This window comes from Methylobacterium sp. WL18 (genome assembly GCF_008040015.1).
Classification (GTDB): Bacteria; Pseudomonadota; Alphaproteobacteria; order Rhizobiales; family Beijerinckiaceae; genus Methylobacterium; species Methylobacterium mesophilicum.
In genome coordinates this window covers 1-10,387 of the sequence record NZ_VRVD01000113.1, presented here as the reverse complement: position 1 = coordinate 10,387, position 10,387 = coordinate 1, and the positions used below count along the sequence as shown (strand labels likewise).

Here is a 10,387-nt window from a genome sequence, read left to right as displayed (position 1 = left end):
GGGACGCGCCGCCGTTCGGGCTGGCGCTCGACGGGGAGGCAGCCCCGGTGGGCGCCGTCGAGACGCTGGGCTTGGGGGTCGCGGCAATCGTGGCCGTGGAACTCGTCGTCGGCGCGGTGGCCGAGCCGGTCGTCGGGTTGGTCGTTCCTGATGCCGTGGTTGTGGTCGAACCCGTCGCCGGCTTGGTGGCCGTCGTCGCGGTAGCCCCCGACGAAGCGGAACTCGTGGTCGTGCCGGAGGGCGCGGCCGAGCCGGTGGCGCTGGTGGCCGTGCTCGTCGTGCCCTTCGCCGCGCTCGCCGTGGTCGCGGCGGCTGTCGTCGAAGTGGCCGCGGCGGCGCCGTACAGGCCCGGGTCCCGGCCGTCCGGGCTCGACACGGTGTCGAGCTTCACGGCGACCGCGGTCGGATCCTTCGAATAGGCGCGGACGTAATCGATCTTTGAGCTGATCGGCACGCCGGCGAGATCGGCGTTGTTGCTGCCGCCCCCCTGCGTGGCCAGATTGACCAGCATGTACATCGGGCTGTGCAGGTCCGACGGGGTCGCCTGCGAGCCGGCCATTTGGCCGTCGACGTAGAAGCTGATCCGGTCGGCCTGCCAGTTCATGCCGTAGGTATGGTAGCCGTTCTTGTCCGGCATCACGCTGGTGACCTGGCGGTTCTGCTGCCAGGGGATGTTCGGCGTCTGGTCCGTCGTGTGGATCGTGCTGTAGACGGTGCTCGGCCCGTCGCCGTAGCGCTCGACGACGTCCAGCTCCTGGTGCTGGCCCGCGTTATAGGGGTCGGGCTTCTGCTGGTTGGGCAGCAGCCAGAACGCGTCCCAGGCGCCGACCTGCTCGGAGAAGTCGGCCCGGACTTCGAAATACCCGTAGGTCTGCGAGAAGTTGCCCTGGGTCGTCAGCAGGCCGGATTCCCAGCTGCCCGGCACGCCGGACGAGGTCCTGTCCGGGACCGCCGTGATCGACAGGGCGCCGTTCTGGAGCTGGAACGGGTCGTAGCCAGACCCCTTGTCCACGAAGGACGAATGGCCGAACCCGACATCGGCGTTCGCGTCGCCGCGGTCTTGCGCGCGGATATCGGCCCAGGTGGTCCCCGCGCCGGTCTGTGAAATGCTGCGGGTGTTGAATTCTTCGTCGAAGGTTAGTTTATAACCGGTCAAGTCGACCATGAATGTTTCCCCAGACTTGCAGCAGGGCGCGATTGATCCGTCGCAGCACAAGAGAGCTTGCCTACGTCGCGTCAGCCACGCGAGTGGACGGGCAATCTACTCAGCTATCTTTCCTAAATTTAACACTGTGGAAACATTACGTACGTGGTTGCGCTGCTGTCAAGATTTGTATTTGTGCAGCATTCAAGATCCCGATTTCGACGTATGCAGATCATGCTCGTTCGATGCTGCATTCGGGATTGACAGTTGCTGTCGAGCCATACCGCGCGTAAGCCTATTTTCCTACCGCCGGTCCGTCCGAGACTTGGCGCGATGGAGACCGGTGTCGTCTGCGATCGCCGATCCGGCAGCCAGGCTCGGCGGATGAAATCCTGCGCCGAGAGCGGGTTATCCTGCGGGCCGGTCCCCACGCCGTCACGGGCGTGCGGTCGTTGCGCGGCGTCGATTCGTATCGGGTGGGGCGGATCCTGCCCAACTCGGATCCCGCCGGGCTCAGGTCGGGCGGATCGGATTCGAGGAGAATTGTGGGGTCTCGATACGAAGCCGTAGGTGCGACGATCCGGGCCCGCCCGTGCCTGTGCCGGGAGCCGATGGTGGCCGGCCTTCGGACGCCCGTCGGCTGAAGCCGGAGCAGGCCCGAGGATCGATTGCCTACCGATCGAGCCGTCCCCGTTCAGAGAGCCCGGCCCGGAAAGGCGAGTTCGTCGCCGTGACTGATCGGGCAGATCCGCGAGTCCGACGGAGTCTTATGCGGTCACGCGCTCACGCGGCCTCGGGATCTCGCATCCGGGACTGCCGGTCCGGCACCCGCCGGGCGCTCGGGTGATGCGGTCGGTCGGCGGCATCCCGGAGCGGGTCTGCGTGCTCCGGGATGCGTTTCAGCGATGTGCCATGGGGAGGCGCCGTGAGGCGTCCGGCCCGCATCAGCGGGTCGGCATCGCGGTCGCGGTGATGACCCGGGTGGTGGTCGGAGCCGCCGGGACGAGGCGCGGCGTGGTCACCAGCTCGGTCGCGGGACGGGTGGTCGAGATCACCCGGGCCTGCTCCCGATAGAGCGGCGGCGTCAGGTTGATGGCCTCGTCCGCCAGGGCGGAGCCGATCGTCGGCACGGAGGCCAGGACGGAGGCCAGGGCGGCCAGGATCAGGGAACGCGTGGTCATGGTGGGATACCTCTTGCTGTCCGGGTCCGACGCCCGGTGTCGAGGCACTATTTACGTTGCACCGCGTCATGATCCAAACAGATCGGATCGATAACGGAAATCGATATCGTCAATGACCGACACGGCCCGAATGTATGACCTGACCGGTCCCGGCTGATGCGGACCGCGGATCGTCATGCTAGGCGTCTCTGGCAGTCGAGCTTGCACGGATACTGATCCTCGAACCGGGACGTCACATGCTGGGCTGGTTTCGTGCGTTGATGCCGAGGGAAGACCGGTTCTTCGATCTGTTCGAGCGCCATGCCGCCACCCTGGTCGGCGGCGCGGCCGCACTCCGGGCCCTGCTCGACGGCACCCAGGACGTGCCGGTGGCCTGCCAGGCGATCGCCGACCACGAGGACGAGGCCGACACGATCACCCGGGACGCCCTGCTGGCCGTGCGGCGGACCTTCATCACCCCGTTCGACCGGGGCGACATCCAGGCCCTGGTCGGCTCCCTGGACGACGCCATCGACCAGATGCTCAAGACCGCCAAGGCGGTACAGCTGTTCGAGGTCACCGCCTTCGAGCCGTCGATGCGCGAGATGGGGGCGGTGATCCAGGAGGCCGCCGCCGCCACCGCGGAGGCGATGCCGAAGCTGCGGGCGCTGGGCGAGAACGCGACCGTCCTGAACACCCTGACCGAGCGGGTCATCCAGCTCGAAGGCCGGGCCGACGACCTGCACAATGCCGGGCTCAAGGCCCTGTTCAAGGCGTCCCGGCAGGATCCCATGGCCTTCGTGGTCGGGTCCGAACTGTACGACCACCTGGAGAAGGTCATGGACCGGTTCGAGGATGTCGCCAACCAGATCAGCAGCATCGTGGTCGAGCATGTCTGAGCCCACCGCGTGACCCTCCTGATCGTCCTCATCGCCGTCGCCCTGGTCTTCGATTTCCTGAACGGGCTGCACGACGCCGCGAACTCGATCGCCACCATCGTGTCGACCCGGGTGCTCGCGCCCCGCTACGCCGTCATCTGGGCGGCGTTCTTCAACTTCGTGGCATTCCTGATCTTCGGCCTGCACGTCGCCGGCACGGTGGGATCCGGCATCGTCGACGTCGACGTGGTGACCGACCGGGTGATCCTGGGGGCGCTGGGCGGCGCGATCAGCTGGAACCTGATCACGTGGTACGCCGGCATCCCATCCTCGAGCTCGCACGCACTGATCGGCGGCCTGCTCGGAGCCGGCATCGCCAAGGCGGGCCTCGGCGCGATCGTCTGGCCCGGCGTGATCGCCACCAGCGCCGCCATCGTGCTCTCGCCCGCCCTGGGCTTCGGCCTTGGGCTGCTTCTGATGCTGGCGGTGTCGTGGATCTTCGTGCGCTCGACCCCTCACGCCGTGGACCGGCTGTTCCGGGGGATGCAGTTCGTCTCGGCCTCGCTCTACTCGCTCGGCCATGGCGGCAACGACGCGCAGAAGACCATGGGCATCATCGCGGTGCTGCTCTACGCCCACGGGGAGGAGGGCGGGGCGTTCCACGTGCCGCTCTGGGTGGTGCTGTCCTGCCAGACCGCCATGGCGCTCGGCACGCTGCTCGGCGGCTGGCGCATCGTCCACACGATGGGCTCGAAGATCACCCGGCTGTCGCCGATGCAGGGCTTCTGCGCCGAGACCGGCGGGGCAATCACCCTGTTCGCCGCCACCGCGTTCGGGATCCCGGTCTCGACCACCCACACGATCACCGGGGCGATCATCGGGGTCGGCGCGGCCAAGCGGGTCTCGGCGGTGCGCTGGAACATCGCCCAGGGCATCGTGATCGCCTGGGTGGTCACGATGCCGGCCGCGGCGCTGGTCGCGGCGCTGATCTACGGCGTCTCCGGCTTCGTGCTGCCGTGACCCGCCGGGAAAAATATACGTCCCGCGGGCAAAATCGAATTTAAGAAGCTTAATATAGCAATATGCGTAAGATTGAGCTATAAATCTCACTATTACGCCGAACAAGGTGCTGCTTGTTGCTTATCGCGGCCCTTTTATGCACGGCGGGAATCGTGGAAGGGTGGCTCTATCGGGCCCCGGCCGTCGTGGCGAGTTCGGTGCTGATCGCCCTGGTCTGCCTGCCCCTCTGGGCGTTGACGTCCACGATCGATGCCGTGAAAGTCCTGGTTCTGCTCGCCTATCTGGCGGCCCACCAATCCGGATACCTGATCGGAGCCTTCATCGGCGCGCGCGGTCACGACGACCGCTGAACCAGGTCACCAGGTCCAGATCACGCGGCCGGAATAGGCGTAGATCACGACCCACATCCCCACCGAAACCGCCAGCCACGAGACCACGAGGGGCAGGGGCGGCCGCTTCGTCTCGTCGCGGCGCAGCCGCGCGAATGTGTCTCTCACCATCAACCTCCCGGACGCGCCTTCTGGTTGCAGACGCGAACGGAGACGATTCGAAAAAAGTTTCAGGCCGGCGCCGCGCACCATCTCAGGCCGCGCGTTTCCGAGGCCGAGGCTCGCGCATCGTCTTTTTGCGAAAGCTGCGGCGGCCGGCGTTCGGAACGATGCTTTAGCGCCCGAACTGCACCGGAACGCTGAGGTCGGCGACCCCGTCCTCGGCCAGCAGCTCGGCCGGGGGCGCCTTGAACGGGCTCGCGCCCTGCACCGCCCGGAGCGCCCGCCGGTCGAGGCCGCGGGAGCCCGAGCTGCGCTCGATCTCGGCCTGACGGACCGTACCGTCGGCGGCGATCTCGATCCGCACCAGCACGGTGCCGGCCGCCCTGCGGGTGTTCGCGTGCCGATCGGTGCGATCGACCGCGTCGATCCGGGTGACGAGGCCGGACAGCCAGGTGCGCACTGCGGGCGAGACCCCCGTCCGCGCCGCCGACGGCCAGGGCAGCAGCAGAACGCCGAGGAGCGCGGCGGTCCCGTAACTCAACACGCGTGACGACATGCTGGAACAACGATCCTGTGCCTGAATGGTGGCCCGGCTATCCTCACGCGGAAGGGTTTACCGGCCGTGACCCCGGGCCGGGCATCCGGGGGGCGAGGCCTGCGGTGCCGCGGGCCGGAGCCGACGTCCCCGCGCCACGATCTCGACGGTTCCGATCCGTTGCGGATCGTCAGACGGCCGGATGGAAACCTTGATCCATGATGTGAAACCCGCCTAGCGTGACGCTTATGATGGTCGATCATCCGGTTTCGAGACAGACCAGAGCCGCCGGCATGGTCCCGGTTCCGGGACGCAGGCGCGGCACCGCTTGAGCCATCCGCGCCCGTGGTCCACAGGCTCCGGCGAAGCCGCAGACATCACACCGTGATCCAGGAGAAAGCCTCAGATGACTCGATTGGCGGAGCTGCAGAACGACCCCGCGTTCCAGCAGGCCGTGCTCGCCGTGCGCGGGGCGGCCAGCACGCTGAGCGGTCGGGCGGTCACCGCCGAGGAAGCCAGCTTTCTGGTCGGCATCGCGTTGGCCACCTTCGCCAACGCCGGCGGCCTGAACGAGCCGAGCCTCAGCCGCCTCGGACGGTTCTCGGACACGCTCGGGCAGAACGAGACCCTCGACAGCCTGACGAAGCACTGAGGCCCGCGGACGCCGGCTCGGTTCGGCGTTCGGCATCGCTGCACGTCCTGCAGGAGACGCCGAGACTCCGATGCCGCTGACGGGAGGATGAAGCAGCGCGAGACATCGTCCGGCGGTGCTCGCGGCGAGCCTCCGGCTACAAGTACCCCATCCGCCGGGCCAGCATCACCGCGAAGGCGAGGCCGGCCGCGAGGCTGACCACCAGCATCGCGACATTCGTCCAGAACCGGACCGGCCGGCTCGAGCCCTCGATCCCGCTGGCGCGCAGCCTGACCCAGGGCACGTAGAGGAACAGCGCCACCACCGTCAGGACCATGAACGCGAAGGTGGCGATCCGGCCCGACAGCAGCGCGGCCCCGGCCAGGACGACCCAGCCGAGGACGATACCCAGCATGGTGAAGAGGGCCGTCGTGTTCAATTCCGCATCATCCCCAAACGGATGGAACGGCGCGCCATCCGAGGCACCGCGAGACGCCGACAGGCTCGACGACGCCTTTCCGGCGATCCGTGCCCCGAGCCCGAAGATCGGCGCAAGACTTCGCGTGAAAGCCCATCGCACCCTTGAAACGATTAGTCAGTCAGGAGAAATTCTGGTGCTGCGAGACAGGATTGAACTGTCGACCTCTTCATTACCAAAAACTCATTCCAGCCAAAAAACCGTTATCGATCAAACGTCTCGTTGCCAAACCCCGGATCGCCATCGCGCATCAACGTGAGGGCAGGGGGGTTGGTTTGGCAACCCAATAGCCCCTCCAGTGCCGCGCCTCAACCTACGCTAGGGTTGCCCATCGATACGGCAGGGAAGGGACATTCGGCGCTGGTCTCGAAAGCCTGGGCAGTTCTGCAGCCCTGCGGGTGCCGTTTGCCACCCTGACATCGGCGAGCGAAAGATTCGCACTCGCGACCCGGAGCGTCCGGCATGAGTGTGACAATCACGAGCGGCGCTTCTTTCCTAGGCGTCCCGCTCGTCACCGTTCGCAATCTCCTGAAGGCATGGCATCGCGGCGACCGGTCCGATCTCTGGCGCATTGCCGAGCGCAAGAATGTCAGCCTCGACCCTAGAACGGTCTTCGTGCTCGTGGAGGAGCTTCGAGACCGCGGCATCATCGGACCTGAGGAGCAGGAGCACGGACCTCCCAAGGACGGCCTGACCGAAGCCGGCCTGGCCCTTGCCGGCGCCACCGCACGGCGGCGAACGCCCAAGGAGCAGGCGCAAAAGATCCTCGATCGATTCCTAGACGCCTGCGCAGCCGTGAATGCGCGGGGCGACCTGCCGTTCGACGTCCGGGAGGTCTGGCTGTTCGGCAGCATGATCGACGCCACAAAGGACGACGTCGCCGACGTGGATGTCGTGCCGGTCTACGGGCTGACCGAAGGGTATGATCGCGCTGCGGCGCTGAAGCGCTTCCGCCAGATCGCGGAGAGCATGGGCTACGAAGCCCCGTCGTTCATCGCGGGGCTGTTCGGCCACGAGGCGTTCGTCCATCGCCAGCTTTTGCACGGCGGACGTCGACACCCTCTGATGTCGATGCACGACACCGACGAGCTGCGTGACCTTGGATGCCCCTGCCAATTGGTCTTCGACGCGAGCCGTGACGGCCGCGTCCAGGAGGCTCCGCTCAGTCGCCATCCTTCTTCGCCGGGGCGCTCGAACCGCATCAGCGTAAAGAGAAGGATGCCGGACCTTACCGCCATGCGGGGACCTTTGCGGCCGGTGCACGCCGGCCTTCTGGCAGGTGATCACCCCTCGTACCTCATGGTCGAGGCGACCGGTCCTTGGCCCGTGGATCGCACTGAGTACAGGCTGCTGAACCCAGTGAACATGCCGTACGTCGTGGCGGACGGCGTCGATATGGCAGCCATGAAACCCAACGCCCTTCTCAAGCGCATGCGTTTCTCGGATTGCGACGGCCGGGCGCGTGCCGGCGTCATCATCACCGAGACCGTTCGGACTGACCCGAACGACTGGGTTGCTCCGAGCGAACTCATCCCGCGCCTGACCATCATAATCGAGCGCTCGATCCTTCAGGTCGGCTCATCCGTCGCCTACAGGCTGGACGTGGTCAACGCCGACCATCTGGGGCACTCTATCGATCTCGCGCAGATCCTGCGGCTGCAGTGGTGGCTGTACGTGCTTATTACCGCTGATATCGAGCGGATCCTGCGGAGGGAGATCGAGAATGGCGTCAGTTTCGACGTCATTGCGACCATTGGTGGTTCGGCTGAAAAGAGCGTGGCGACGGCTCTCGCGGAATGGACTGACCTGTTCCATCATGCCTACGTCGATGAGGTTCGAGCGAGGCTCCGGCCGCAGTCACCCCCGACGAGGGAATCTGGAAGATCTAAGGATTGCATCAGCCGATCTCGTGACGCGAAGGTCGGGCCGCCCGATCCTTCCGATGATGGACTGGACGGCGCGGCACCGCCGATGACGGCGGCTGGCAACATAGGCTGATTGGGATCAATCAGGTGCACAGGTCCGGCTCTTGCCGGTCGATTTCCAGATCCCGGGCGGTACCCCGCAGCCAGACGATTTGGTTGCCGTGCTCCTCCGGGGCGCCCAGGGTCGGCTCGGCGTCACCGCCGTCCTCCACATCTGCGTCCCCATCTTCGGCGTCGAGTAGCGCCACGATCCTTTCGACGATGTCGAGAGCGAGTTCAGCCAAGCGCTCGAACTCCTCTCGCGGGATGGGCTGGGCAGCCTGGGGCTTTAGGCCGGCAGGGAAGCGAACCACGGTGCTCATGTCAGGTCTCGGATTTGATGGGACTGGCAGGTCCCCGGCAGGATCCGGCCAGGGCGGTACGCACGTCTACGGAAGGGCGGGGGGAGGGGGCGCCGGTCAGCGCCGCGCCTGCTCGGCGGCCCAGGCCGTGAGGTCCTGAATGAAGCCCGCGGTTTCGGCGTCGTCGCCGTTCTCGATGATCCGTTCGGCCACGAGCCCGAGTCGGATCCGCCGGGCCTCGAAAGCGGCCGGCCGGCGGCTCTGCATCTCGGCGGCGGCTTTACCCTCGACGGTGGTCAGCTCGTCCGCGAGCCAGTGCAGCAGCCTGCCGGCTGCATTGTCCGCGCAGCATTCCATGCAGGACATGGCGTAGGCAACGCTCGACAGCTCGCGCATCCTCTCGTGGATGGCCCGTAGCTCGTTGATGTTGGTGGAGGCGAAATCGACTTGGTCGACGATGTCCGACTTGGGGAGGCTCGGCGCCAGAGTGTCGAGGTAAACTTCCCTGCGGATGCGCCTGATATCCTCGGCCGTGGTCTCCGGATTTACCCGGCGATGAAATTCGGCCCACGCGGCCCCGCGGAGACGGGCGAGATCCCGCGCGATACCGTCGGCGACCGGGACGAAATTGGATGGCTCAAGGGCGGGCGAGGCCATGAAGCCCGGCGGCGGGTTGTACCAGTCGACCGGCTGATCAGGCACGCACGCGCTGGCCCCGGCGATCAGCGAGTCCGCGGCATGGTCGCTGGCCGTCATGCCCGGCTCGTCGCCGCGTTCGCCCTTCAGTACGATGGCCCAAGCCTCGGCGAGGGCGCGGTAACCTTCGGGGGTCGTTGGGCGCACGGCCTTCAAGCGCAGGTAGGCGGCACCCTGAGCCTCATCCAATTTCGCTGACAGCTCGTCGGGCACTTCAGCGTCCAAAACCTCGCCCAATGCATTCCAGCTCGCCCGGAACACCGTCACGACCGCAAGGGCAGGATCGGGCTCGGCGGCCGAGTGCGCCCCCGTTGCGACTGAGCCGGATGACGCGGGCTCGGCAGCGGACGGCCGTGCGACGCGTGAGAGATCGGCCTGCAGGTCGGCAGCGCGCTCTCGTAGGCTCGGGCGCTCGGCATCGCGGCGGGTCAGGGTCTTGAGGGAGGTGCGCAGGGTCATGTCGTGGATCTCCGGATGAGGTCCGCGGGCAACCGGCCCGCGGCAGATTGCGGGCGAGTCAGAGCAGGGAGGCGAGGCCGGTGAGCACCATGCCGCCGCCGATGATGAAGGCGGCTGCCAGCAGCTCGCCGGCAGTGTCGACGAAGCGCAGGGACCGACTGTGGGCGGTGTCAGGGCGGACCGGGCAGACGGCCTCCCAGGCCTCAATCGTGCCGGGCTGGGTCTCGCCGGGCAGGGTGCGGTAGCGGCGATCCAGCGGGATCTGGCGACGACCTGTGCGGGCGCTGGTGCTGCGCACCGGGACGGGCTGGCTGAAATTCGGGATCCGGGCATAGGACATCGTTCGCGCTCCTGGTGGGGCTCGTGGCGGTGGGCAGAAAGGGAGGGGTCGACTCAGTCGCCCAAGTGTCTGGGCGATCTCGGCTTTCAGGCGCTCAAGGGCCCGAAAACGGCTTCTGGACTCATGCTATCAGTGAGCAGCTAGGTGGCGGGCCATCTTGGCGGCGCGCCACGCGGCGGTGAGGCAGACCGACATGGCCTCGGCCCAGGTGCAGCCGTACCGCTCCTGATGGGCGCGGGCGGCGGAAGCGGCGGCCGACATGATGGCGCCGCGGTCGAACTGGCCAGCG

General features: G+C 66.9%; 14 protein-coding genes. 6 read left to right on the top strand and 8 right to left on the bottom strand.

Features of this window, described 5'->3' with window-relative positions; all coding sequences use genetic code 11:
• On the bottom strand, positions 1-1,165 hold a 1,165-nt coding region (locus FV228_RS11255; protein WP_147854709.1), incomplete at its 3' end, for a glycoside hydrolase family 16 protein.
• 923 nt (positions 1,166-2,088) lie between these two features.
• Positions 2,089-2,325 carry a hypothetical protein gene (locus FV228_RS11250; protein ID WP_147854708.1) on the bottom strand — a complete coding sequence of 79 codons (237 nt, stop codon included), beginning with the start codon at positions 2,323-2,325 and terminating at the stop codon, positions 2,089-2,091.
• A gap of 236 nt (positions 2,326-2,561) precedes the next feature.
• On the opposite strand from FV228_RS11250, the gene FV228_RS11245 reads away from it, so the two are divergent.
• From FV228_RS11245 to FV228_RS11235, 3 genes are all read left to right on the top strand, one after another.
• Positions 2,562-3,203 carry a DUF47 domain-containing protein gene (locus FV228_RS11245; RefSeq protein WP_147854707.1) on the top strand — a complete coding sequence of 214 codons (642 nt, stop codon included), beginning with the start codon at positions 2,562-2,564 and terminating at the stop codon, positions 3,201-3,203.
• Positions 3,204-3,212: 9 nt separating this feature from the next.
• Positions 3,213-4,202, top strand: a complete 990-nt coding sequence (locus tag FV228_RS11240) for an inorganic phosphate transporter (RefSeq protein WP_147854706.1) — start codon at positions 3,213-3,215, stop codon at positions 4,200-4,202.
• Between the two features lie 152 nt (positions 4,203-4,354).
• Positions 4,355-4,552, top strand: a complete 198-nt coding sequence (locus FV228_RS11235) for a hypothetical protein (RefSeq protein WP_238260554.1) — start codon at positions 4,355-4,357, stop codon at positions 4,550-4,552.
• A 6-nt stretch (positions 4,553-4,558) separates the two neighbouring features.
• Here the strand turns inward: FV228_RS11235 and FV228_RS33055 are convergent, their stop codons facing one another.
• Positions 4,559-4,702: a hypothetical protein gene (locus FV228_RS33055; protein ID WP_187277701.1), complete on the bottom strand. Its 144-nt coding sequence runs from the start codon at positions 4,700-4,702 to the stop codon at positions 4,559-4,561.
• Positions 4,703-4,865: 163 nt separating this feature from the next.
• Positions 4,866-5,249: an energy transducer TonB gene (locus FV228_RS11230; protein ID WP_147854704.1), complete on the bottom strand. Its 384-nt coding sequence runs from the start codon at positions 5,247-5,249 to the stop codon at positions 4,866-4,868.
• A 385-nt stretch (positions 5,250-5,634) separates the two neighbouring features.
• Here FV228_RS11230 and FV228_RS11225 point away from each other — a divergent pair, with 385 nt between their 5' ends.
• Entirely contained in the window at positions 5,635-5,880 is a 246-nt protein-coding gene (locus FV228_RS11225; protein ID WP_147854703.1) for a hypothetical protein, read from the top strand.
• Positions 5,881-6,016: 136 nt separating this feature from the next.
• Here the strand turns inward: FV228_RS11225 and FV228_RS11220 are convergent, their stop codons facing one another.
• Positions 6,017-6,274, bottom strand: a complete 258-nt coding sequence (locus FV228_RS11220; protein ID WP_238260551.1) for a hypothetical protein — start codon at positions 6,272-6,274, stop codon at positions 6,017-6,019.
• Between FV228_RS11220 and FV228_RS11215 the strand changes: the two genes are divergently transcribed.
• Both FV228_RS11215 and FV228_RS11210 read left to right on the top strand, forming a co-directional pair.
• Positions 6,273-6,596, top strand: a complete 324-nt coding sequence (locus FV228_RS11215; RefSeq protein WP_187277702.1) for a hypothetical protein — start codon at positions 6,273-6,275, stop codon at positions 6,594-6,596. The two genes, FV228_RS11220 and FV228_RS11215, sit on opposite strands and share 2 nt — an antisense overlap.
• A gap of 203 nt (positions 6,597-6,799) precedes the next feature.
• Positions 6,800-8,335, top strand: a complete 1,536-nt coding sequence (locus tag FV228_RS11210) for a hypothetical protein (protein WP_147854700.1) — start codon at positions 6,800-6,802, stop codon at positions 8,333-8,335.
• Between the two features lie 10 nt (positions 8,336-8,345).
• Here the strand turns inward: FV228_RS11210 and FV228_RS11205 are convergent, their stop codons facing one another.
• From FV228_RS11205 to FV228_RS11195, 3 genes are all read right to left on the bottom strand, one after another.
• Positions 8,346-8,624 (bottom strand): hypothetical protein, encoded by a 279-nt coding sequence (locus FV228_RS11205; protein WP_147854699.1) that lies wholly within the window; start codon positions 8,622-8,624, stop codon positions 8,346-8,348.
• A gap of 96 nt (positions 8,625-8,720) precedes the next feature.
• A complete protein-coding gene (locus tag FV228_RS11200; RefSeq protein ID WP_147854698.1) occupies positions 8,721-9,758 on the bottom strand; it encodes a hypothetical protein in 1,038 nt (345 codons plus the stop codon).
• A 58-nt stretch (positions 9,759-9,816) separates the two neighbouring features.
• On the bottom strand, positions 9,817-10,098 hold the full coding sequence (locus FV228_RS11195; protein WP_147854697.1) for a hypothetical protein: 282 nt from the start codon (positions 10,096-10,098) through the stop codon (positions 9,817-9,819).
• Positions 10,099-10,387: the final 289 nt, after the last annotated feature.

Excerpts from the sequence above, each read along its gene's own strand:
- FV228_RS11210 (WP_147854700.1), top strand. The coding sequence starts at position 6,800 with ATGAGTGTGACAATCACGAGCGGCGCTTCTTTCCTAGGCGTCCCGCTC.
- FV228_RS11205 (WP_147854699.1), bottom strand. The coding sequence starts at position 8,624 with ATGAGCACCGTGGTTCGCTTCCCTGCCGGCCTAAAGCCCCAGGCTGCC.
- FV228_RS11245 (WP_147854707.1), top strand. The coding sequence starts at position 2,562 with ATGCTGGGCTGGTTTCGTGCGTTGATGCCGAGGGAAGACCGGTTCTTC.
- FV228_RS11250 (WP_147854708.1), bottom strand. The coding sequence starts at position 2,325 with ATGACCACGCGTTCCCTGATCCTGGCCGCCCTGGCCTCCGTCCTGGCC.
- FV228_RS11215 (WP_187277702.1), top strand. The coding sequence starts at position 6,273 with ATGGTGAAGAGGGCCGTCGTGTTCAATTCCGCATCATCCCCAAACGGA.
- FV228_RS33055 (WP_187277701.1), bottom strand. The coding sequence starts at position 4,702 with ATGGTGAGAGACACATTCGCGCGGCTGCGCCGCGACGAGACGAAGCGG.
- FV228_RS11200 (WP_147854698.1), bottom strand. The coding sequence starts at position 9,758 with ATGACCCTGCGCACCTCCCTCAAGACCCTGACCCGCCGCGATGCCGAG.
- FV228_RS11225 (WP_147854703.1), top strand. The coding sequence starts at position 5,635 with ATGACTCGATTGGCGGAGCTGCAGAACGACCCCGCGTTCCAGCAGGCC.
- FV228_RS11230 (WP_147854704.1), bottom strand. The coding sequence starts at position 5,249 with ATGTCGTCACGCGTGTTGAGTTACGGGACCGCCGCGCTCCTCGGCGTT.
- FV228_RS11195 (WP_147854697.1), bottom strand. The coding sequence starts at position 10,098 with ATGTCCTATGCCCGGATCCCGAATTTCAGCCAGCCCGTCCCGGTGCGC.
- FV228_RS11220 (WP_238260551.1), bottom strand. The coding sequence starts at position 6,274 with ATGCTGGGTATCGTCCTCGGCTGGGTCGTCCTGGCCGGGGCCGCGCTG.